Origin of the sequence: Streptomyces lasiicapitis (assembly GCF_014646335.1) — a bacterium.
Taxonomy (GTDB): Bacteria; Actinomycetota; Actinomycetes; order Streptomycetales; family Streptomycetaceae; genus Streptomyces; species Streptomyces lasiicapitis.
Genome location: NZ_BMNG01000011.1, coordinates 195,624 through 217,570, shown reverse-complemented (window position 1 = coordinate 217,570; position 21,947 = coordinate 195,624). Strand labels below are relative to the sequence as shown.

General features: G+C 70.9%; 18 protein-coding genes. 13 read left to right on the top strand and 5 right to left on the bottom strand.

Annotated elements, in window-relative coordinates; genetic code table 11:
• Positions 1-77 precede the first annotated feature (77 nt).
• On the top strand, positions 78-539 hold the full coding sequence (aroQ, locus tag IEY91_RS24580; protein ID WP_164325954.1) for a type II 3-dehydroquinate dehydratase: 462 nt from the start codon (positions 78-80) through the stop codon (positions 537-539).
• Positions 540-560: 21 nt separating this feature from the next.
• On the opposite strand, the gene IEY91_RS24575 is transcribed toward aroQ, so the two are convergent.
• Positions 561-1,217, bottom strand: a complete 657-nt coding sequence (locus IEY91_RS24575; protein WP_189175717.1) for an MBL fold metallo-hydrolase — start codon at positions 1,215-1,217, stop codon at positions 561-563.
• 9 nt (positions 1,218-1,226) lie between these two features.
• Positions 1,227-1,952: a maleylpyruvate isomerase family mycothiol-dependent enzyme gene (locus tag IEY91_RS24570; protein WP_189175716.1), complete on the bottom strand. Its 726-nt coding sequence runs from the start codon at positions 1,950-1,952 to the stop codon at positions 1,227-1,229.
• 237 nt (positions 1,953-2,189) lie between these two features.
• Between IEY91_RS24570 and uvrA the strand changes: the two genes are divergently transcribed.
• Both uvrA and IEY91_RS24560 read left to right on the top strand, forming a co-directional pair.
• Positions 2,190-5,285, top strand: a complete 3,096-nt coding sequence (gene uvrA, locus IEY91_RS24565; protein ID WP_189175715.1) for an excinuclease ABC subunit UvrA — start codon at positions 2,190-2,192, stop codon at positions 5,283-5,285.
• 198 nt (positions 5,286-5,483) lie between these two features.
• Positions 5,484-6,302, top strand: a complete 819-nt coding sequence (locus IEY91_RS24560; RefSeq protein WP_189175828.1) for a crotonase/enoyl-CoA hydratase family protein — start codon at positions 5,484-5,486, stop codon at positions 6,300-6,302.
• Between the two features lie 108 nt (positions 6,303-6,410).
• Here IEY91_RS24560 and IEY91_RS24555 read toward each other — a convergent pair whose 3' ends face one another.
• Positions 6,411-6,974 carry a YceI family protein gene (locus IEY91_RS24555; protein WP_189175714.1) on the bottom strand — a complete coding sequence of 188 codons (564 nt, stop codon included), beginning with the start codon at positions 6,972-6,974 and terminating at the stop codon, positions 6,411-6,413.
• 113 nt (positions 6,975-7,087) lie between these two features.
• Here IEY91_RS24555 and IEY91_RS24550 point away from each other — a divergent pair, with 113 nt between their 5' ends.
• Positions 7,088-7,948, top strand: coding sequence for a helix-turn-helix transcriptional regulator (locus tag IEY91_RS24550; protein ID WP_164325959.1), 861 nt, complete (start codon positions 7,088-7,090; stop codon positions 7,946-7,948).
• A 40-nt stretch (positions 7,949-7,988) separates the two neighbouring features.
• Here IEY91_RS24550 and IEY91_RS24545 read toward each other — a convergent pair whose 3' ends face one another.
• The gene (locus tag IEY91_RS24545) at positions 7,989-8,966 is read right to left on the bottom strand and encodes a carbohydrate kinase family protein (RefSeq protein WP_189175713.1); all 978 of its coding nucleotides are present in this window, start codon (positions 8,964-8,966) and stop codon (positions 7,989-7,991) included.
• Between the two features lie 229 nt (positions 8,967-9,195).
• Between IEY91_RS24545 and IEY91_RS24540 the strand changes: the two genes are divergently transcribed.
• Complete coding sequence (locus IEY91_RS24540) at positions 9,196-9,615, top strand: Rieske (2Fe-2S) protein (protein WP_164325961.1); 420 nt, start codon at positions 9,196-9,198, stop codon at positions 9,613-9,615.
• An 85-nt stretch (positions 9,616-9,700) separates the two neighbouring features.
• Here IEY91_RS24540 and IEY91_RS24535 read toward each other — a convergent pair whose 3' ends face one another.
• Entirely contained in the window at positions 9,701-10,660 is a 960-nt protein-coding gene (locus tag IEY91_RS24535) for a hypothetical protein (RefSeq protein WP_164325962.1), read from the bottom strand.
• 232 nt (positions 10,661-10,892) lie between these two features.
• Here IEY91_RS24535 and IEY91_RS24530 point away from each other — a divergent pair, with 232 nt between their 5' ends.
• From IEY91_RS24530 to gap, 8 genes are all read left to right on the top strand, one after another.
• Positions 10,893-11,540, top strand: a complete 648-nt coding sequence (locus tag IEY91_RS24530; RefSeq protein WP_189175712.1) for a papain-like cysteine protease family protein — start codon at positions 10,893-10,895, stop codon at positions 11,538-11,540.
• A gap of 5 nt (positions 11,541-11,545) precedes the next feature.
• On the top strand, positions 11,546-12,418 hold the full coding sequence (locus tag IEY91_RS24525) for a hypothetical protein (RefSeq protein WP_189175711.1): 873 nt from the start codon (positions 11,546-11,548) through the stop codon (positions 12,416-12,418).
• Between the two features lie 138 nt (positions 12,419-12,556).
• Positions 12,557-14,680, top strand: coding sequence for an excinuclease ABC subunit UvrC (uvrC, locus tag IEY91_RS24520; RefSeq protein WP_189175710.1), 2,124 nt, complete (start codon positions 12,557-12,559; stop codon positions 14,678-14,680).
• Positions 14,677-15,612 (top strand): RNase adapter RapZ, encoded by a 936-nt coding sequence (gene rapZ / locus IEY91_RS24515; RefSeq protein WP_189175709.1) that lies wholly within the window; start codon positions 14,677-14,679, stop codon positions 15,610-15,612. The genes uvrC and rapZ overlap by 4 nt, the downstream gene beginning before the upstream one ends.
• A complete protein-coding gene (locus tag IEY91_RS24510; RefSeq protein WP_229697209.1) occupies positions 15,609-16,625 on the top strand; it encodes a gluconeogenesis factor YvcK family protein in 1,017 nt (338 codons plus the stop codon). Before rapZ ends, IEY91_RS24510 begins: the two co-directional genes overlap by 4 nt.
• Positions 16,616-17,605 (top strand): DNA-binding protein WhiA, encoded by a 990-nt coding sequence (gene whiA, locus IEY91_RS24505; protein WP_164325967.1) that lies wholly within the window; start codon positions 16,616-16,618, stop codon positions 17,603-17,605. The genes IEY91_RS24510 and whiA overlap by 10 nt, the downstream gene beginning before the upstream one ends.
• 161 nt (positions 17,606-17,766) lie before the next feature.
• The gene (locus tag IEY91_RS24500; protein ID WP_189175708.1) at positions 17,767-20,733 is read left to right on the top strand and encodes a M14 family metallopeptidase; all 2,967 of its coding nucleotides are present in this window, start codon (positions 17,767-17,769) and stop codon (positions 20,731-20,733) included.
• A gap of 189 nt (positions 20,734-20,922) precedes the next feature.
• Complete coding sequence (gap, locus tag IEY91_RS24495; protein WP_189175707.1) at positions 20,923-21,933, top strand: type I glyceraldehyde-3-phosphate dehydrogenase; 1,011 nt, start codon at positions 20,923-20,925, stop codon at positions 21,931-21,933.
• Positions 21,934-21,947 lie beyond the last annotated feature (14 nt).

Here is a 21,947-nt window from a genome sequence, read left to right as displayed (position 1 = left end):
GCTCGTCCCTGTCGGCTCGCCGCGCCCGCACCGTGATAGACCGTCTGTGAGCAGCAGTCCGACGCACGGAGGTCCCTGTGCCCCATACCCTCGCCACCGCCCCGGTCATGATTCTCAACGGGCCCAATCTGAACCTCCTGGGCAAGCGCCAGCCGGAGATCTACGGCACCGACACGCTCGCCGATGTCGAGGCGATGTGTGCCAAGGCGGCCGCGGCGCACGGCGGGACGGTCGATCTGCGGCAGTCCAACCACGAGGGCGAGCTGGTGGACTGGATCCATGAGGCGCGCGAACATCATGTGGGGATCGTCATCAACCCCGCCGCGTACTCGCACACCTCGGTCGCGATTCTGGACGCGCTCAACACCTGCGACGGCATGCCCGTCGTGGAGGTCCACATCTCCAACATCCACCAGCGCGAGGCGTTCCGGCATCACTCGTACGTCTCGCAGCGCGCGGACGGCGTCATCGCGGGGTGCGGTGTGCAGGGGTACGTGTTCGGGGTGGAGCGGGTGGCGGCGCTGGTGGCGCGGGGCTAGCCCACGCCACCAGTACTGGCGTCACCAGCCGCGTGCGCGCCACTCCTGCACGTGCGGGCGCTCCGCGCCGAGCGTGGTGTCCTTGCCGTGGCCCGGGTAGACCCAGGTCTCGTCCGGCAGCGTGCCGAAGATCTTCGTCTCGACGTCCTCGATGAGGCTCGTGAACCTCTCCGGGTCCTTCCAGGTGTTGCCCACGCCTCCGGGGAAGAGGCAGTCGCCGGTGAAGACGTGCGGGTGGCCGTGCGGGTCGTCGTACACGAGGGCGATCGAGCCCGGCGTGTGGCCCACGAGGTGGCGGGCGGTGAGCGAGATCCGGCCGAAGGCGATGGTGTCGCCGTCGTCCACCAGGACGTCCGTCGGCGTCGGGATGCCCTCGGCGTCCTCGCGGCCCGCGTACGTGCGCGCGCCGGTCGCCGCGACGACCTCCTCCAGTGCCTGCCAGTGGTCGCCGTGCTGGTGGGTGGTGACGACTGCCTTGATGCCGTCACCGCCGATGAGGGTCAGCAGCGTGTGCGCGTCGTTCGCCGCGTCGATCAGGAGCTGCTCGTCGGTGGCCCGGCAGCGCAGCACGTAGGCGTTGTTGTCCATCGGCCCGACCGCGACCTTCGAGATCATCAGGTCCCGCAGCTCGTGCACGTCCGCGGGTCCGCCGACCTTCACCGCTCCGCTGTACGTCATGTGGCCAGCCTATAGCGGGGGGAGGGCGGGGAGGGGGCCGCCTCCGACGGTCAGCGCGGCCCCGTCGCGGCGCCCGGCGAGCCAGCCCAGGAGGTCCGCCTGGCGGCCGCTGACCGTGACGTCGGCCGTGCGCTCGTGGCCCTGCTCGATCTGCTCCAGAGTGACGCCTTCGACGGCGCCCGTGGCGAGCACGCGGCCGTCGTCCTGCCGGATGTCCACAGCGGGCAGGCCCGGGTGGTTCCTGAAGCGATTGACGAGGAAGTTGATCTCCCGCTGGGTGAACTCCGCGGAGAGGTCCTCCAGCTCGTAGCCGACGCCGAGGTCGACGTGGTGCAGCTCCACCTCGATCCAGCGCCGGAACGGCACGTTCGCGGCGGCGTCCTTGACGCCGTTGCGCAGCTCCACGGTGCGGGACCAGTCCGCGGGCCGATCCCCCTCCTCCTGGAAGCGGGCCGCGCTCTCGCGCAGGTCCGCGAGCTGCACCTCCATCGCCCGCGGAGCGTCCCGCTCGATGTCCGCGTCCCGCGCCTCCCCGCTCACATACATGGGCCGCCCGGCCAGAACATTCACAAGAGCGTCGGCGTTCCGCGCCACGTGGGCGAGGACGTGGCCACGCGTCCAGCCGGGAAGCCGTGACGGCTCGGCCATCGAAACGTTGTCCAATGCGGCGGCTGCGGCGAGCAGCCGTTCGGTCGCGTCACGTACAGACGCCAGGTCGCGCACATGATCAATCATGGGCCCGACGATAGCCCCGTCCACACGATCGGGTGAAGACGGTGGACCACCCCCGCAAATCGAATGCCCGTGCTATAAGCTCGGTCGCGGCATCGGGCACTCTTGAGTAGTCGGGGTTTCATCGTTCCGTCGTCTCCACCGGAGAATCCGGCCCGGCGTTGTCAGTGGGTCGCCCTAGTCTGTGAAGGACGGGGGCCCCGCCCCTGTCACTTCTCTCAAAGAAAGGTGCGGACCGGCGTGGCCGACCGTCTCATCGTCCGTGGCGCGCGCGAGCACAATCTCAAGAACGTCTCGCTCGACCTCCCGCGTGACTCCCTCATCGTCTTCACCGGTCTGTCCGGGTCCGGTAAGTCCTCGCTCGCGTTCGACACGATCTTCGCCGAGGGCCAGCGGAGGTACGTCGAGTCCCTGTCGTCGTACGCCCGCCAGTTCCTCGGCCAGATGGACAAGCCGGACGTCGACTTCATCGAGGGCCTCTCGCCCGCGGTCTCCATCGACCAGAAGTCGACCTCGCGCAACCCGCGCTCCACGGTCGGCACCATCACCGAGGTCTACGACTACCTGCGCCTGCTCTTCGCCCGCATCGGCAAGCCGCACTGCCCCGAGTGCGGCCGCCCGATCACCCGCCAGTCCCCGCAGGCCATCGTCGACAAGGTCCTCGAACTGCCCGAGGGCAGCCGCTTCCAGGTGCTGTCCCCGCTGGTGCGCGAGCGCAAGGGCGAGTTCGTCGACCTCTTCGCCGACCTCCAGACCAAGGGCTACAGCCGCGCCCGGGTGGACGGCGAGACCATCCAGCTCTCCGAGCCGCCCACGCTGAAGAAGCAGGAGAAGCACACCATCGAGGTGGTCATCGACCGCCTCACCGTCAAGGACAGCGCCAAGCGCCGCCTGACGGACTCCGTGGAGACCGCGCTCGGCCTCGCCGGAGGCATGGTCGTCCTGGACTTCGTCGACCTCCCCGAGGACGACCCCGAGCGCGAGCGGATGTACTCGGAGCACCTCTACTGCCCGTACGACGACCTGTCCTTCGAAGAGCTCGAACCCCGCTCCTTCTCCTTCAACTCGCCCTTCGGCGCCTGCCCCGACTGCACCGGCATCGGCACGCGCATGGAGGTCGACCCCGAGCTGATCGTCCCCGACGAGGACAAGTCGCTCGACGAAGGCGCCATCCACCCCTGGTCGCACGGCCACACCAAGGACTACTTCGGCCGCCTGGTCGGAGCCCTCGCCGACGCGCTCGGCTTCTCCACGGACATGCCCTGGGCGGGCCTGCCGCAGCGCGCCAAGAAGGCCCTCCTGCACGGCCACAAGACCCAGATCGAGGTCCGCTACAGGAATCGGTACGGCAGAGAGCGCGTCTACACCACCGCCTTCGAAGGCGCCGTCCCCTTCGTCAAGCGGCGGCACAGCGAGGCCGAGAGCGACGCCAGCCGCGAGCGCTTCGAGGGCTACATGCGCGAGGTGCCCTGCCCGACCTGTGAGGGCACCCGCCTCAAGCCGATCGTCCTGGCCGTCACGGTCATGGGGAAGTCCATCGCCGAGGTCTCCGCGATGTCGATCAGCGACTGCGCGGACTTCCTCGCCGAGCTGAAGCTCGGCGCCCGCGACAAGAAGATCGCCGAGCGGGTCCTGAAGGAGGTCAACGAACGGCTGCGCTTCCTGGTCGACGTCGGCCTGGACTACCTGTCGCTCAACCGCGCCGCGGGCACCCTCTCCGGCGGCGAGGCCCAGCGCATCCGCCTGGCCACCCAGATCGGCTCCGGCCTGGTCGGCGTGCTCTACGTCCTCGACGAGCCGTCCATCGGCCTGCACCAGCGCGACAACCACCGCCTCATCGAGACGCTGGTCCGCCTCCGCGACATGGGCAACACCCTGATCGTCGTCGAGCACGACGAAGACACCATCAAGGTCGCCGACTGGGTCGTCGACATCGGCCCCGGCGCCGGCGAGCACGGCGGCAAGGTCGTGCACAGCGGCTCCCTGAAGGAGCTGCTCGACAACGAGAAGTCGGTCACGGGCCAGTATCTGGCGGGCAAGAGGTCCATCCCCGTGCCCGACCTGCGCCGCCCCGCCGACCCCACGCGCCGGCTCACGGTGCACGGCGCCCGCGAGAACAACCTGCGGGACATCGACGTCTCCTTCCCGCTCGGCGTCCTCACCGCCGTCACCGGCGTCTCGGGCTCCGGCAAGTCGACGCTGGTCAACGACATCCTCTACACCCACCTGGCCCGCGAGCTGAACGGCGCCAGGTCCGTCCCCGGGCGCCACACCCGCGTGGACGGCGACGACCTCGTCGACAAGGTGGTGCACGTCGACCAGTCGCCCATCGGCCGCACCCCGCGCTCGAACCCGGCGACGTACACCGGAGTCTTCGACCACGTCCGCAAGCTCTTCGCGGAGACCACGGAGGCGAAGGTCCGGGGCTATCTCCCCGGGCGCTTCTCCTTCAACGTCAAGGGCGGCCGCTGCGAGAACTGCTCCGGCGACGGCACCATCAAGATCGAGATGAACTTCCTCCCGGACGTGTACGTCCCGTGCGAGGTCTGCCGCGGCGCGCGCTACAACCGCGAGACCCTGGACGTGCACTACAAGGGCAAGTCCATCGCCGAGGTCCTCGACATGCCCATCGAGGAGGCGCTCGGCTTCTTCGAGGCCGTGCCCGCCATCGCCCGTCACCTGAAGACGCTGCACGACGTGGGCCTCGGCTATGTGCGCCTCGGCCAGTCCGCGCCCACGCTCTCCGGAGGCGAGGCCCAGCGCGTGAAGCTGGCCAGCGAGCTCCAGAAACGCTCCACGGGCCGCACGGTCTACGTCCTCGACGAGCCCACCACCGGTCTGCACTTCGAAGACATCAGCAAGCTGATCACGGTCCTGTCCGGCCTCGTCGACAAGGGCAACACGGTCATCGTCATCGAGCACAACCTCGACGTGATCAAGACCGCGGACTGGGTCGTCGACATGGGCCCGGAGGGCGGCAGCGGCGGCGGCCTCGTCATCGCCGAGGGCACCCCCGAGCAGGTCGCCGGGGTCCCGGCCAGCCACACCGGCAAGTTCCTCCGGGACATCATCGCCCCGGACCGGATCAGCGACGCGGGCGTGCCGCCGGCGCGCAAGGCCACGAGGAAGGCTCCCGCCAAGAAGACGGTCGCGGCGGCCACGTCGACCGCCAAGAAGACGGTCACCAAGGCAGCCGCCAAGAAGACGACCACGGCGAAGTCGGCGGCCACGAAGTCGGCGGCCACGAAGGCGACTGCTTCGAAGACGGCGGCTTCGAAGCCGGCCGCCAAGAAGAGTGCCGCGAAGAAGACGGCGACCAGGACCCGCAAGGCCTGATCACCGAGCCCCATCAGCCGACGCAGCGCGCCGCCCGTGCCAAGGGCGGCGCGCTGTCGGCTTGTTGAGGGGTACGCCGACGTGATCGGGTGGTGGGACGAGGGCGGGCAGGGTGCGCCCGGCAGCAGGAACACGTACGACGATCAAGAGGACGTACGTCGAGGACGTAGACGTACGACGACCAAGGAGACGTACGACATGCCCGCAGCAGCCGACGTGCCCGTGCGGATCGAACGTCAGGGCCCCGTCACCACCGTCGTCCTGTCCCGCCCGCACGCGCGCAACGCCGTCGACGGGCCCTCCGCCAAGGCCCTCGCCGACGCCTTCCGTGCCTTCGACGCCGATCCGGAGGCGTCGGTCGCCGTGCTGTGGGGCGAGGGCGGCACGTTCTGCGCGGGCGCCGACCTCAAGGCGCTGGGCACGCCGGACGGCAACGTGGTCGCCGAGGTGAACAGCGAGGACGGTGAGGGCGGCGAGAACGGTGCGAACGACGGGCCGATGGGGCCCACCCGCCTCGACCTCTCCAAGCCCGTCATCGCGGCTGTCTCCGGGCATGCCGTCGCGGGCGGCCTGGAGCTCGCGCTCTGGTGCGATCTGCGGGTCGCCGAGGAGGACGCCGTGTTCGGAGTGTTCTGCCGCCGCTGGGGTGTGCCGCTCATCGACGGCGGTACGGTGCGGCTGCCCCGGATCGTCGGGGAGGGGCGCGCCATGGACCTCATCCTCACCGGCCGCCCGGTCGACGCCACGGAGGCGCTCGGCATGGGCCTCGTCAACCGTGTCGTACCGAAGGGAAGCGCCCGCGCGGCGGCCGAGCGGCTCGCCGCCGAGATCGCCGCGTTCCCGCAGACCTGCCTGCGGCACGACCGGCTCTCCGCGCGGGAACAGCACGGGCTGCCCGAACGACAGGCGCTCGCGGGCGAGTTGAGGCACGGGCTGCACGCGCTGGGCGAAGCGGCCGAAGGCGCCGCGCGCTTCGCCGCGGGGGCGGGACGACACGGCGCCTTCGGTGAGCACTGAATGGGCGAGAGCTGAACGGGCGAGAGCCGGAACAAGCTGGACGGGCGAGAGCTGAACAAGCTGGACGAGCGGGAGCTGAACAAGTGGGCGCCCGGCGCCCGCCGCCCCCTACGCCTCGGCCTTCCCCGGCTCCAGGAACTGCATGTCCAGCTGGATCTTCACGGCCTCGCCGAGCATGCCGGGGGCGAAGGTCAGGCCGTACTCGCTGCGGCGGATCTCACCCGTCGCCTCGAAGCCCGCGTGCCGGGTGTCGCCGAACTCGCCGAGGCCGCCGAACTCCACAGCCAGCGTCACCGGACGGGTGACGTCGCCGATGGTCAGGTCGCCCGCCATCGTCCAGTCCTCGCCGCCGCCCGTGATCCCGGTCGAGCGGAACGCCATCGTCGGACGCTTCTCCACGTCGAGCAGATCGGAGGCGCGGACGTGCGCGTCACGGTCCGGGTTGCCGGTGTCGATCGAGGCGAGGGCGATCGTGGCGTTCACCGCCGTCGTGTCCAAGGTCCCGCCCACCACCAGCTCCGCGTCGAACTGCGTGAAACGGCCCCGCACCTTGGAGATGCCCAGGTGGCGGATGGTGAAGTTCACGGCGGAGTGCAGCGGGTCGAGCGCCCAGCGGCCCGCCGGAAGGGGCAGGGCGGTGGTGGCGTCAGCGGTGTTGGTCTCGAAGGTCATGCCGTCCACTCTGGGACGGGGCGAAGGCGCGAGGAAGGCCGGGCTGAGACTGGTAGTGGCAGGGCCACCATCAGGGGCCGCCGCCCCCGGGATCACCCTGATACGTTCGAACGGTGAGCGACAACGAGCTGGGAGCCTTCCTCCGTGCCCGCCGCGAGGCCGTCACCCCCACCGAAGTGGGCCTCCCCAGCGGCCCGCGCCGCCGCACCCCCGGACTGCGCCGCTCCGAAGTCGCCACCCTCGCCGGCATCAGCGTCGAGTACCTGACCCGCCTGGAACAGGGCCGCGACCGCAACCCGTCGCCGTCCGTGCTCGGTTCACTCGCCGACGTACTGAGACTGACCGTGGAGGAGCGCATCCACCTGCGCCGCCTGGAGAAGGCGAGCAACGGCGCCGACGACCCCTGCTGCTCCGCGGCCCCGCCGCCCGCCCTGTCCGTGCGGCCCACCGTGCGCGCCCTGGTCGATCTCCTCGAACCCACCCCGGCCGTGCTGCTCAACCGGCTCAGCGACGTCCTCGCGTACACGACGGGCTACGAACGGATCGCCCGCCCGCTCGGCCTGCTCGACGGCGAGCGGCCCAACCTGCTGCGGTTCGTGTTCACCGACGAGCGGGCGCGCACCGCGTTCACCGAGTGGGACCGCGTCGCCGACGAGCAGATCGCGCACCTGAGAAGCGAATCACCGATGATCGACCCCCATGTGATGCAGTTCGTCGACGAGTTGACGGTCCTCGCCGGGGCACCGTTCTCCGACCGCATCGAGGCCGTGCCGGGACTGCCGCGGCGCAGCGGAGTGCAGAGCCTCGACCATCCGGAGGCCGGTGCGCTGCGGCTTTCGTACGAATCGCTCGCCCTGCCGGACGTCGACGGCCAGCGACTCCTGGTGCACCTCCCGGCCGACGACGCCACGTCGGCCGCGCTCGACCGGCTGAACGGGCGGCAGCCGGGCGGGCTTCGCGCGGTCAGCGGCTAGCCGCCGTTCCCGGCGGCCCGAGCCCGGCCAATCCCGTGGTCTAGTCGGCGAAGCCGCCGTCCTCGCCCAACTCCCTTGCGTACGGCGGTTCCGCCCCCGCCCGTGAGCAGGTGATCGCCGCCGCGCGCGCCGCGAACCGCAGCACCTCGGCCCAGGCGTCGACGCCGAGACCCGCCACCGCGTGCGCCGACAGCGCGCCCCGCGCGGCGAGGCCGTGCAGCAGCGCCGCGTTGACCGTGTCGCCCGCGCCGATCGTGTCCACGACGTCGACCGGGACGCCCGGCACACAGACCTCGCCGCCGTCGCGCGTGAAGACGGACAGGCCGTCGCCGCCGCGCGTCACCACCACTGCCACCGGCCCCGACGCCAGCCACTCCTCGGGCGTGCCGCCAAGCCAGCGCGCGTCCTCCTCGGACACCTTCAGGAGCGCCACCGACGGCAGCCAGTTCTTGAAGCGGGCGCGGTAGGCGTCGGCGTCGGGGATGAGGACGGCGCGGATGTTGGGGTCGAGCGCCGTGAAGACGCCGCGTGCCGCCTCGCGCCGCAGCAACTCCTCGTACGCGCTCGCGCCCGGCTCCAGGACGAGCGAGCAGGTCCCGAAGGACAGCGCCCGCACGCTGTCCGGGATCCGGCGCGGCACGGCGAAGAGGCGGTCGGCGGTGCCGTCGACGTAGAAGGAGTAGCCGGCCGAGCCGTCCGCGCCGACCGAGGCGACGGCCAGCGTCGTGGGTTCGGCGCCGCGCTGGACGTACGACACGTCGACGTCCGCGGCCCGCAGGCCCGCGAGCAGCGCCTCGCCGAACGCGTCGAGCGAGACCCGGGAGCAGAACGCGGTGGGGGAGCCGAGGCGGCCGAGCGCGACCGCCGTGTTGTACGGCCCGCCGCCGAGCCGCGGCGCGAGGGCGGGGAGGGACCCGCTTTGGGAGGCCCCACCCGAAGGTGAAGCGGCCCCACCTGAAGGCGAACCCGTGCCCTGCGGAACGAGGTCGATGAGAGCTTCTCCTGCGACGACTATCACTGGCGGTTCCTTTCCGGTACTTCCCGTGCTCCCCGTACGCCTGCTACTTCCCGTACGCCCGCGCTCGCCCCGCGCTGCCGGCGGCCGCCTGCGCACAGGCTAGAGCCTGACCGGGCGGGCGCGGCCGAAGCGGGCGGTACTCGGGCACCGACGTGCCCCACCCGGTCACGGATCGGCCCCCGGGTAGGGTCTGAATCGTCGCCGAACCCCCTTGACCTGTGGAGACTTCATGTCCGGCACGTCCCCCGCCCGCCGTACCGTGCTGCGCGCGGCCGCACTCGTCCCGGCCGCCGGGCTCGGGCTCACCGCCTGTTCGTCGGGGGACGGCGGCAGCCGTTCCGCGCCGACGAAGCCGGTGGACCTGGGCGCGGCCGACGAGGTGCCGGTGGGCGGATCGAAGCTCTACACCGACGACCACGTGGTGGTCAGCCGGATCGCCGACGACGAGTACAAGGCGTTCAGCAGCATCTGCACGCACGCGCAGTGCCCCATCGAGAAGCTCCAGGGCAGCAAGCTGACCTGCCAGTGCCACGGGAGCCAGTTCGACGCGAGGAACGGCAAGGTGCTGCGCGAGCCCGCGGTGACACCGCTGGAGGAGCTGCCGGTGAAGGTGGCGGGCGGCAAGATCGTGGCGGGCCCGGGGGCCTGACCGGCCCCTGAACGGCGAGGCCGACTCGCTCCCGGTCCCACCACGTCCCGTCAGCTCGCTCCCGGTCCCACCAGGTCCCGCCGGTTCACTCCCAGTCCCACCCGATCCCGATGAGCCCCGCCCGCACCTGCGGCTCCACCAGATGCACCGACCGATGGCTCCCGCTCAGCGTCAGCTCCTGGCGGCCCAGGCGCGGCGCGGCCGTCGAGCGCTGGGTGAACCGGTGGCAGCGCGCGGGCAGCGCGTCCTCGGCGAAGCGCACCTGGAGCGCGTACTGGCCCCCGGTGAAGCTGAACCCGCGTACGTACTCGGCACTCGTGCCCGCCGTGCCGTCCTCGAAGCCGTAGCAGAAAAGATGGGTGTCGCCCGCGCGCAGCCGGGCGTCGAAGAGCAGCTCGGCGACCAGCACACCGGTGTCGTGGTGCCAGCGCACGCGCCCGGTGCGGCAGTTCTCCAGGGCGCGCACCTCCATGTGCTCGGGGGCGCAGCCCGGGTCCCCGTGATGGATGGCCAAGTAGCGGTCGATGCCGTCGGTGTGGGCGCGTACGACGTGCTGGGAGTCGCGTCCGAGGAGTTCACGGCGCGGGCCGATGCGTATGCGCTCGTGGTGGCCGATGGTGTGCAGACCGCCGTCGAGCGGGGACCCGAGGTCGGCGATCAGGGACTGCAGGACGTCGGACGCCTCCACCAGGGAGCGGTACGAACGGGCGGCGGGCCGCTCGGTGTCGGTGCGCTCGTCGGCTCGGGCGAGCAGCCTGATGAGGGATTCCTCCGGCAGTTGGAGGATCTCCTCCAGGGCGCGTACGGCCCGTAGCGACTCGGGCCGCTGGGGGCGTCGCGCGCCCTGCTGCCAGTAGCTGAGACTCGTCACGCCGACGTTGACGCCCGCGCGGGCGAGATGATGGCGTACGCGTTGCAGGGGCAGGCGCCTGGCGGCGATCGCGGCGCGCAGGGCGACGTGGAACGGGCCGGTGCGCAGGGCGGTGGCGAGGTCCGCCGGGGTGTCGTCCGCGAGGGCCGTCGTGGGGGGAGAGACGTTCCGCACCGCAGGTCCTTTCTGTGAACGTTCACTCCGGCCGCGCGGGTGTACGCCCCGGTCGGAGCGGGTGGCCAGGTGAGCGTACGACCGGTGTTCACACGGGTACGCCCTCGTTCACGCTTCAAGTTAGCCCGCATTGAAGCGTGTTGACCTGCACCCGACAACACCTGATGCTCAATCGCAAGCGTCCGGACGCGCTCCTCCAGCCTTCACCCCCACCCTGTTCGGGAGGAACGCGATGCACCACACGTCCAGCGGATCGAGCCGTCGCAGACGGCTGACCGCGCTCGCCGTCGCGGCGGCGGCATTCCTAGCCGTACCGGCGGCCACCGCCGTCGCGGCACCGCACGACACGTCGTCGATCGTCGCTCCGGCCGCCTCGGGAGCGGCCGACCCGTCGGTTCTCGCCGCCAAGCGCCTGAACATCACCATGCAGGCGCAGCAGAAGACCAACTGGTGCTGGGCCGCGGCGGGCAACACCATCGCCACGTACCTCGGCAAGAACTACAGCCAGAACCAGTTCTGCAACGCCGCCTTCGGCCGCAACCAGAACACCGAGTGCCCCAACAACCAGGCCACCCTGGGCAATGTGCAGACCGGCCTCCGATGGGCGGGCATCAACTCCGGTTCGTACGTCACCGGCTGGCTGCGCTACCCCACCGTGCAGGCCGAGATCAATGCCAACCGCCCCATAGAGACCCGCATCCTGTGGTCCAACGGCGGCGGCCACATGCACACCATCTACGGCTACGACACGGCCAACGACTGGGTGTACTGGGGCGACCCATGGCCCTCCAGCGACCGCTACAACTGGGCGTCCCACTCCTGGTACGTCAACAACAACACCTTCTCCTGGACCCACTCGCTGTACCGGATCGGGGCGTGATCGCGATGAACCGTCACGTTTCGCGTACGTCCCTCAAGGCCGTGCTCGCCGGGTCGGCCGCCGCGCTGTTCCTCGGCGTCGCGGCGCCGCACGCCACCGCCGACTCCGGTCCGGCCGCGCCACCGGCACCCTCGGACGCCTCGCGCAACGCCGCCCACGACGCGGCCGAGGCCCCGAAGACCCTCGACACACTCTCCCGCTTCTTCGCCCGCGAAGGAGCCGTCACCAAGGCGGCGGCCGAGCCGCGCGTGGCGGGCGACAAGGCCGTACCCGTCTACTACTTGTCGCCCGACTTCGTCGCCGGCAAGAAGGACGCGCCCATCGCCCGCATGCAGTTCCTGGCCAGCAAGGCGGTCTCGTCCGACGGCCAGGAGGCGTCGCTCTGGGCCGTCCGGCAGGGCGGCTCCTGGCAGATCGTGAACATCGCCACCGGGGACGACGAGACCCACTACGCGCGCGTGGGTGCCGACAAGGCCCCCGGAGGTACCGTCTTCCTCGAGCCGCAGATCAACGGCTGGTACGTCACCAAGGGGACGCGGGTGCTTCCCCTCGACAAGGACGCGCGGCGGGCGGTCGGTGCGGAGGGGACCACTGTCGTGGCGTACCAGAAGCGGGTCCACAAGGCTTATGGGGACAAGCTGCCGGGGTCCGCGTACGGGAAGTCCGGCAAGGCCGGAGGCTTCACCGAAGAGCCTTCGGGCGGGGCGGCGGCGGCCTCCGGGGCCAAGTCCGACTCCGGCGCCCGGACGGAGTCCGCGTCGGCCTCCTCCGACGGGGCGATGACCGTCGCCTCCACGGTGGCCGGGGCCGGGGCGCTGGTCGCGCTCGGGCTGTCCGGGGTCGCTCTTGTGCGGCGGCGTTCGCGCCGTCTCGGCTGAGCGTCTGGGCTGAGCCGGTCCCGGCCTCCGGCCGGGAGGTTCCCCGCCCGCCCTCACACAGGGCGGGCGGGTCCGTCGGCGTGGGCGTCGCGCGGCCGCCGCGACTGACTGTCACCCCTCGCCAGTAGGCTGTCCGACATGGCCGACCCTTCCAGCTACCGCCCCAAGCCGGGGCAGATCCCCGACTCGCCGGGGGTCTACAAGTTCCGCGACGAGCACCGCCGGGTGATCTACGTCGGGAAGGCCAAAAGCCTGCGCCAGCGCCTCGCGAGCTACTTCCAGGACCTGGCGAACCTGCACCCGCGCACGGCCACGATGGTGACGACGGCGGCGTCCGTCGAGTGGACCGTCGTCGCCACGGAGACCGCCGCGCTCCAGCTCGAGTACACCTGGATCAAGGAGTACGACCCGCGGTTCAACGTGAAGTACCGCGACGACAAGAGCTATCCGTACCTCGCGGTGACGATGAACGAGGAATTCCCGCGCGTGCAGGTGATGCGCGGTCAGAAGAAGAAGGGCGTGCGCTACTTCGGTCCGTACGGCCACGCGTGGGCCATCCGCGACACCGTCGACCTGCTCCTGCGCGTGTTCCCCGTCCGCACCTGCTCCGCCGGCGTCTTCAAGAACGCCGCCCGCACCGGCCGCCCCTGTCTGCTCGGCTACATCGGCAAGTGCTCGGCGCCCTGCGTGGACCGCGTCTCGGCCGAGGAACACCGCGAACTGGCCGAGGAGTTCTGCGACTTCATGGTCGGACGCACGGGGACGTACATCCGGCGTCTGGAGCGCCGGATGACGGACGCGGCCGAGGACATGGAGTACGAGCGCGCGGCCCGGCTGCGCGACGACATGGGCGCCCTCAGGAAGGCGATGGAGAAGAGCGCCGTCGTCCTGGCCGACGCCACCGACGCCGACCTGATCGCCGTCGCCGAGGACGAGCTGGAGGCCGCCGTCCAGATCTTCCACGTGCGCGGCGGACGCGTGCGCGGTCAGCGCGGCTGGGTCACCGACAAGGTCGAGGCGGTCACCACCGGTGACCTCGTGGAGCACGCCCTGCAGCAGCTCTACGGAGAGGAGACGGGCGACGCCGTCCCCAAGGAGGTCCTCGTCCCCGCGCTGCCCGACCCCGCGGACCCGGTCCAGGAGTGGCTCACCCAGCGCCGCGGGTCGAACGTGTCGCTGCGCATCCCGCAGCGCGGCGACAAGAAGGCCCTCATGGAGACCGTCGCGCGCAACGCGCAGCAGTCCCTCATGCTGCACAAGACCAAGCGCGCCTCCGACCTGACGACGCGCTCCCGCGCCCTGGAGGAGATCGCCGCCGCCCTGGAGCTCGACAGCGCCCCCCTGCGCATCGAGTGCTACGACATCTCGCACCTCCAGGGCGACGACGTCGTCGCCTCCATGGTCGTCTTCGAGGACGGCCTCGGCCGCAAGAGCGAGTACCGCCGCTTCCAGATCAAAGGCTTCGAGGGGCAGGACGACGTCCGCTCCATGCACGAAGTGATCACCCGCCGCTTCCGGCGCTATCTGGCCGAGAAGGAGAAGACGGGGGAGTGGTCCCCCGAGGACGCCCAGGAGGCCCCGGACGCCCAAGGCGTCCAGGACATCCAGGGCGGCCTCACCGAGGAGGACGGGCGGCCCAAGAAGTTCGCGTACCCGCCGCAGCTCGTCGTCGTCGACGGCGGCCAGCCGCAGGTCGCCGCCGCCCAGCGGGCCCTGGACGAGCTGGGCATCGACGACATCGCGGTCTGCGGCCTCGCCAAGCGCCTCGAAGAGGTCTGGGTGCCGGGCGAGGACGACCCGGTGATCCTGCCCCGCACCAGCGAGGGGCTGTACCTGCTCCAGCGCGTGCGCGACGAGGCGCACCGTTTCGCCCTCACCTACCAGCGGTCGAAGCGGGCCAAGCGCTTCAAGGCGAGCCCGCTGGACGCCGTGCCCGGCCTGGGCGAGGCCCGCAAGCAGACACTGATCAAGCACTTCGGTTCGGTGAAGCGGCTCAGGTCCGCGACCATCGACCAGATCTGCGAGGTTCCGGGCATAGGCCGCAAGACGGCGGAGGCCGTCCTCGCGGCCTTCGCCCAGGCCGCCCCGGCGGCGCCCGCCGTGAACACCGCGACCGGAGAGATCATGGAAGAGGAGGAACCCGCGACGGCGGGTGACTCGGACCACGGCGAGGAACCCGCGGGGGCGGGAGACTCGCCCGACGACAGCGAGGTGCCCACGCGCGTGGGCACCGCGGAGACACGACGGGGGATGGAGACATGAGCGAGCACGGCGAAGGCGGAGAGCAAGTGAGTACGGGCACGACCATCGAACCGGGCGAGGCCGCGGAAGCGGCCATCCCCGAGCTGGTGATCATCTCCGGGATGTCCGGCGCGGGCCGCTCCACGGCCGCCAAGTGCCTGGAGGACCTCGGCTGGTTCGTCGTGGACAACCTGCCGCCGGCACTGATCCCCACCATGGTGGAGCTCGGCGCCAGGTCCCAGGGCAACGTGGCCCGCATCGCGGTCGTCGTCGACGTCCGCGGCCGCCGCTTCTTCGACAACCTGCGCCAGTCCCTCGCGGACCTGGAGTCCAAGCACGTCACCCGGCGCATCGTCTTCCTGGAGTCCTCGGACGACGCCCTGGTGCGCCGCTTCGAGTCGGTGCGCCGCCCGCACCCGCTGCAGGGCGACGGCCGCATCGTCGACGGCATCGCGGCCGAGCGCGAGCTCCTGCGCGAGCTGCGCGGCGACGCCGACCTGCTCATCGACACGTCCAGCCTGAACGTGCACGAGCTGCGCGCCAAGATGGACGCCCAGTTCGCGGGCGACGAGGAGCCCGAGCTGCGGGCCACCGTGATGTCCTTCGGGTTCAAGTACGGCCTGCCGGTCGACGCGGACCTGGTCGTGGACATGCGCTTCCTGCCCAACCCGCACTGGGTGCCCGAGCTGCGCCCGTTCACCGGGCTCAACGAGGAGGTGTCGGCGTACGTCTTCAACCAGCCCGGCGCCAAGGAGTTCCTCGACCGCTACACCGAGCTGCTCCAGCTCATCGCCGCGGGCTACCGCCGCGAGGGCAAGCGGTACGTGACCATCGCCGTGGGCTGTACGGGCGGCAAGCACCGCTCCGTGGCCACGTCCGAGAAGCTGACCGCCCGTCTGACCGCCGCCGGGATCGAGACCGTCCTCGTCCACCGGGACATGGGGCGCGAATGAAGCCCAACCGCCGGGTGCTCCGCCTGAACCGCCTGGGCCGCAAGAGGGGCGCCCAGCCCAAGGTCGTCGCCCTCGGCGGCGGCATGGGCCTGTCGGCGTCCCTGGCCGCGCTGCGCCGCATCACCGGCGACGTCACCGCCGTGGTGACCGTCGCCGACGACGGCGGCTCCAGCGGCCGCCTGCGCGACGAGCTGGGCGTGCTCCCGCCCGGCGACCTGCGCAAGGCGCTCGCCGCGCTGTGCGGGGACGACGACTGGGGCCAGACCTGGGCGCGCGTCATCCAGCACCGCTTCCAGTCCAAGGGCGACCTGCACGAGCACGCGGTCGGCAATCTGCTGATCGTCGCCCTGTGGGAGCAGCTCGGCGACCACGTCCAGGCCTTGGACCTGGTCGGCAGGCTGCTCGGCGCGCACGGGCGCGTGCTGCCCATGTCCGCGGTGCCGCTCGAACTGCAGGCGCTGGTCAAGGGCCACGACCCGGAGCGCCCCGACGACGTGGACACCGTGTGCGGCCAGGCCACCGTCGCGCTCACCCCGGGCGAGGTGCAGTCCGTGCACGTCGTCCCGCAGGACCCGCCCGCCGTCCCGGAGGCCGTCGCGGCCGTCCTGGACGCCGACTGGGTGGTTCTCGGCCCCGGATCCTGGTTCTCCTCGGTGATCCCGCACCTGCTCGTGCCCGAGCTGCTCGACGCCCTGACGGAGACCAAGGCCCGCCGGATCCTCTCGCTCAACCTCGCGCCGCAACCCGGAGAAACCGAAGGGTTCTCTCCGCAGCGTCATTTGGAGGTTTTGGCCCGACACGCCCCTAAACTCGCCCTGGACGTGGTGCTGGCCGACGAGGCCGCCGTGCCCGACCGTGGATCCCTCACCGATGCCGCAAAGCGGTTCGGCGCCACGGTCGAGCTGGCGCCGGTGGCCCGCCAGGACGGCAGCCCCAAGCACGACCCGGAGCTGCTGGCCGCCGCGTACGACCGTATTTTTCGGATGCATGGAAGGATCGGCCCATGGCGATGACGGCAGCGGTGAAGGACGAGATTTCCCGGCTTCCCGTCACCCGGACCTGCTGCAGGAAAGCAGAGGTCTCGGCGATCCTGCGCTTCGCCGGCGGCCTGCACCTGGTGAGCGGCCGCATCGTGATCGAGGCGGAGCTGGACACGGCGATGGCGGCCAGGCGGCTCAAGCGGGACATCCTGGAGATCTTCGGGCACAGCTCGGAGCTCATTGTGATGGCCCCGGGCGGCCTGCGCCGCGGCTCGCGCTACGTGGTGCGGGTGGTCGCCGGCGGCGACCAGCTGGCCCGGCAGACCGGCCTGGTGGACGGCCGCGGCCGGCCCATCCGCGGCCTGCCCCCGCAGGTGGTCTCGGGGGCCACCTGCGACGCGGAGGCCGCCTGGCGCGGCGCCTTCCTCGCGCACGGCTCGCTGACCGAGCCCGGCCGCTCCTCCTCCCTGGAGGTGACCTGCCCGGGCCCGGAGGCGGCGCTCGCGCTGGTCGGCGCGGCCCGCAGGCTCCAGATCGCCGCGAAGGCCCGGGAGGTACGCGGCGTGGACCGCGTCGTCGTCCGTGACGGGGACGCCATCGGTGCCCTGTTGACGCGGCTCGGCGCCCACGAGTCGGTGCTGGCCTGGGAGGAGCGGCGGATGCGCCGCGAGGTCCGCGCCACCGCCAACCGCCTGGCCAACTTCGACGACGCCAACCTGCGCCGCTCGGCCCGCGCCGCCGTCGCCGCGGGCGCCCGCGTGCAGCGCGCCCTGGAGATCCTCGCCGACGAGGTGCCCGAGCACCTGGCGGCCGCGGGACGGCTGCGCATGGAGCACAAGCAGGCCTCCCTGGAGGAGCTGGGCGCGCTCGCCGACCCGCCGCTGACCAAGGACGCCGTCGCGGGCCGCATCCGCCGTCTGCTCGCCATGGCCGACAAGCGGGCGCAGGACCTGGGCATCCCGGGCACGGAGTCCAACCTGAGCGAGGAGCTCGCCGACAACATGGTGGTCTGACACCCCCCGACCACGGATTCCGGAAGCCGTCGGCGCCCTGCGGGCACCGGCGGCTTCTTCATGCCCCCACAAACCGACTACCCGCCGTATTGACATGATCATGAAGCGTGACGAGCCTGGCGTTCGCGCACAAACGTGCCGGACAACTGCAAGGGGGGCTCATGAGACGAAGAGCGCGCGCGAGATCGATCCTCGCCGCCGGCGCACTGCTCGTCGGCGGACTCGTCGCCGCACCGCACGCCCAGGCGAGCGGGCCGGCGAAGGCCACGGCCGCCGCTGACGACGACGCGGCGGCCGTGAACGTGTACCGGGCCGACGTCACCAAGGAACAGATACCGACCCTGGTCGAGGCGGGGCAGGACGCCCACGAACTCGCGGGTCAGGCACCCGAGCACGGCACCGGCCCGGTCGAGCTGTATCTGACCGGGGCCCAGGCGAAGGCGATCGAGCGCAAGGGCATCGACCTCACCGAGCACGAGGTCTCCGCGGCCACCGCGAAGAAGCTCAAGGCCGCGGGCGACGGCGTCTACCGGCCGTACAGCGGAAAGGGCGGTCTCCAGGAGGAGATCGTCAAGACCGCGCAGGCGCACCCCGGCCTCACCAAGGTCGTCTCCATCGGCAAGTCGCTCCAGGGCAAGGACATCCTGGCGCTCAAGCTCTCCAAGGGCGCCAAGAAGTCCAAGGACGGCTCCAAGCCCTCCACCCTGTACATGTCCAACCAGCACGCGCGCGAGTGGATCACCCCCGAGATGACCCGCCGCCTGATGCACCACTACCTCGACAACTACGGCAAGGACAAGCGCGTCACCAAGCTCGTGAACTCGACCGAGCTGTGGTTCGTGCTCTCCGCCAACCCCGACGGCTACGACTTCACGCACGCCGCCGGCGGCGACCGCCAGTGGCGCAAGAACCTCCGCGACATCGACGGCGACGGCACGACCGCCGCGGGCGACGGCGTCGACCTCAACCGCAACTTCGCCTACAAGTGGGGCTACGACAACGAGGGTTCGTCCCCGAACGCGTCCTCGGAGACCTACCGCGGCACCGGCCCGATGTCCGAGCCCGAGACGAAGGCGATCGACCGCTTCCAGAAGCGCATCGGCTTCACGTACGGCATCAACTACCACTCGGCCGCCGAACTGATCCTCTACGGAGTGGGCTGGCAGGTCGCCACGCCGACCCCCGACGACGTGCTCTACAAGTCCCTCGCGGGCACCCCCGAGAAGCCCGCGGTCCCCGGCTACCACCCGCAGGTCTCCTCCGAGCTCTACACCACCAACGGCGAGGCCGACGGCCACGCGGGCAACGTCAACGGCATCTCGATGTTCACCCCCGAGATGTCCACCTGCCAGACCGCGTCGAACGTGGACCCCGATGACGCCTGGCGGCCCCAGGACTGCGCGTCCATCTTCACCTTCCCCGACGACGAGAAGCTGATCCAGCAGGAGTTCGCGAAGAACGTGCCCTTCGCGCTCGCCGTCGCCGAGACCGCACTCCACCCCGACCGGCCGGTCTCCGTCACCGGCGTCGACGCCCCCGACTTCACCCCCGACTCCTTCACCACGTCGTACGCGCGCGGCGGCGACCAGGAAGTCGCCGTCACCGCCCGCAAGTCCGTACGCGACAAGGAGCTCAACTACCGCGTCAACGGCGGCCGTACGCAGGACGAGCGCCTCAAGTCCTGGAAGGGCGGCGAGACCTACGGCGGCGAGGACAACCTCCACTTCGACCAGTACCGCGCCGACGTCGAGGACGCGCGTGCGGGCGACAAGGTCGAGGTGTGGTTCACCGGACGTACAAAGAAGGGGCGCACGCAGAGCGAGCACTTCACGTACACCGTCGCCGAACGCCCCAAGGCGAACACGCTCGTCGTCGCCGAGGAGGGCGCGACGGCCACGCAGACACAGAAGTACGTCGACGCCGTGAAGGCCAACGGCCGTTCGGCCACGGTCTGGGACGTCGCCAAGCAGGGCGCGCCGCACCCGCTCGGCGTGCTTTCGCACTTCTCCGCGGTCGTGCACTACACCGGCGACCCCGTGCCCGGCGCACCCACTCAGCTCGCGCTGCGCGCCTACCTCAACGAGGGCGGCAAGCTCATCGAGTCCGGCGAGCGCGCGGGCGGCGACGTGGACCTCGGCGACGCGGTCACCGACGACTTCGCGCAGTACTACCTCGGCGCCCACGAACGCCTCTCCGCGCCTAGTGCCCGGAGCTTCACCGGCGCGGGCGCGCTCGACGGCGTGAAGAGCCCGCTCGCCGGCGCGGAGGGCAATCCGCTCGACAGGGCGGGCCGCTTCACCGTCACCTCCGACACCCTGCCCGCCAAGGACTTCCCGCAGTTCAAGAGCGCGGCGGCGGGCTCCTACCCGGGCCTCGCCAATCCGTACGCGCCCTTCGAGGGCCAGGGCATGGCGTCGGCCACCCACGCCGACCGCGACTGGAAGCGGCTCACCCGCACCTTCGACCTGACCGGCGTCACGGCCGCCGACCAGCCGGAGCTGCGGCTCGCGCTCAACTGGAACCTGGAGCCCGGCTTCGACCACGGCCTCCTGGAGGCGCACACCGCGGGCGCCGACGACTGGACCACGCTGGCGGACAAGAACGGCGGCTCGTCCGCCACGGTGCCCGCCCAGTGCGCGGCCGGGTTCTTCATCAACGGCCACCCGTTCCTGCGGCACTACCTGACGCAGGGCGCGGGCGGCTGCACGGCCTCCGGCAGCAGCGGCGCCTGGAACAGCTTCACGGGCTCCTCCGACGGCTGGAAGCAGACCTCCTTCGACCTGAGCGCCTACGCGGGCAAGAAGGTCGAGGTGTCGCTCAGCGCCGTCACCGACCCCTCCAGCAGCGGCCGCGGACTCTTCGCCGACGACGCGCGCCTTGTCGTCGGCGGCACCGCGACACAGACCGAGGGATTCGAGACCTCGCTCGGCTCCTGGAGCGTCGCCCCGCCCCCGGCCGGAAGCGCCAATATCACAGGCGACTGGGCCAGGACCGGGGAGCTCTACCGGCCCCACGCGGCGGTCACAGCGCGTGACAGCGTGCTGCTCGGCTTCGGGTTCGAGCACGTACCCGGAAAACCCGAGAGAGCCGCTCTTATGGGCGCCGCCCTGGCACATCTGCGCGGCTGACGCTGCGTAATCAGGACCCGGTTCCCGGCGGCCCGTGCCCCTACTCGGGGGTACGGGCCGCCATGCCGCATATCGGTCCCTCTCGATGTCACCTCAGCGCCGTCAGAGAGGTAGGGTCGGAGGCGGTCGGGGACATCCCATACAACTCGCCGGCGTCTCAGACCGGCGTACCAACGAGGAGATCGGTTCGTGACGATCCGCGTAGGCATCAACGGCTTTGGCCGCATCGGGCGCAACTACTTCCGCGCGCTGCTCGAGCAGGGTGCGGACATCGAGATCGTGGCTGTCAACGACCTGGGTGACACCGCCACGACGGCGCACCTGCTCAAGTACGACACCATCCTGGGCCGTCTCAAGGCCGAGGTGACCCACACCGAGGACACCATCACGGTCGACGGTCACACCATCAAGGTGCTGTCCGAGCGCAACCCCGCCGACATCCCGTGGGGTCAGCTGGGCGTCGACATCGTGATCGAGTCCACCGGCATCTTCACCAAGAAGGCGGACGCCGAGAAGCACATCGCCGGTGGCGCGAAGAAGGTCCTCATCTCGGCTCCGGCCAAGGACGAGGACATCACCATCGTGATGGGCGTCAACCAGGACAAGTACGACGCGGCCAACCACCACGTCATCTCCAACGCCTCCTGCACCACCAACTGTGTGGCGCCGATGGCCAAGGTTCTCGACGAGAACTTCGGCATCGTCAAGGGCCTGATGACGACGGTCCACGCGTACACCAACGACCAGCGCATCCTGGACTTCCCGCACTCGGACCTGCGCCGCGCCCGCGCCGCCGCCGAGAACATCATCCCGACCACGACGGGTGCCGCGAAGGCCACCGCCCTGGTCCTCCCGCAGCTCAAGGGCAAGCTCGACGGCATCGCGATGCGCGTCCCGGTCCCGACCGGCTCCGCCACCGACCTGGTCGTCGAGCTGCAGCGCGAGGTCACCAAGGACGAGGTCAACGCCGCGTTCAAGAAGGCCGCCGACGACGGCGACCTCAAGGGCATCCTGTTCTACACCGAGGACCCGATCGTGTCCTCGGACATCGTCAGCGACCCGGCCTCCTGCACCTTCGACTCCTCCCTGACCATGGTCCAGGAGGGCAAGTCGGTGAAGATCCTCGGCTGGTACGACAACGAGTGGGGCTACTCCAACCGCCTCGTGGACCTCACGGTCTTCGTCGGCGGCCAGCTCTAAGCGGGCAGCGGCTC

Coding starts and splice junctions, on each gene's coding strand:
- IEY91_RS24575 (WP_189175717.1), bottom strand. CDS start 1,217: ATGACGTACAGCGGAGCGGTGAAGGTCGGCGGACCCGCGGACGTGCAC.
- IEY91_RS24570 (WP_189175716.1), bottom strand. CDS start 1,952: ATGATTGATCATGTGCGCGACCTGGCGTCTGTACGTGACGCGACCGAA.
- IEY91_RS24560 (WP_189175828.1), top strand. CDS start 5,484: ATGCCCGCAGCAGCCGACGTGCCCGTGCGGATCGAACGTCAGGGCCCC.
- IEY91_RS24555 (WP_189175714.1), bottom strand. CDS start 6,974: ATGACCTTCGAGACCAACACCGCTGACGCCACCACCGCCCTGCCCCTT.
- IEY91_RS24540 (WP_164325961.1), top strand. CDS start 9,196: ATGTCCGGCACGTCCCCCGCCCGCCGTACCGTGCTGCGCGCGGCCGCA.
- IEY91_RS24530 (WP_189175712.1), top strand. CDS start 10,893: ATGCACCACACGTCCAGCGGATCGAGCCGTCGCAGACGGCTGACCGCG.
- IEY91_RS24525 (WP_189175711.1), top strand. CDS start 11,546: ATGAACCGTCACGTTTCGCGTACGTCCCTCAAGGCCGTGCTCGCCGGG.
- uvrC (WP_189175710.1), top strand. CDS start 12,557: ATGGCCGACCCTTCCAGCTACCGCCCCAAGCCGGGGCAGATCCCCGAC.
- rapZ (WP_189175709.1), top strand. CDS start 14,677: ATGAGCGAGCACGGCGAAGGCGGAGAGCAAGTGAGTACGGGCACGACC.
- IEY91_RS24510 (WP_229697209.1), top strand. CDS start 15,609: ATGAAGCCCAACCGCCGGGTGCTCCGCCTGAACCGCCTGGGCCGCAAG.
- whiA (WP_164325967.1), top strand. CDS start 16,616: ATGGCGATGACGGCAGCGGTGAAGGACGAGATTTCCCGGCTTCCCGTC.
- IEY91_RS24500 (WP_189175708.1), top strand. CDS start 17,767: ATGAGACGAAGAGCGCGCGCGAGATCGATCCTCGCCGCCGGCGCACTG.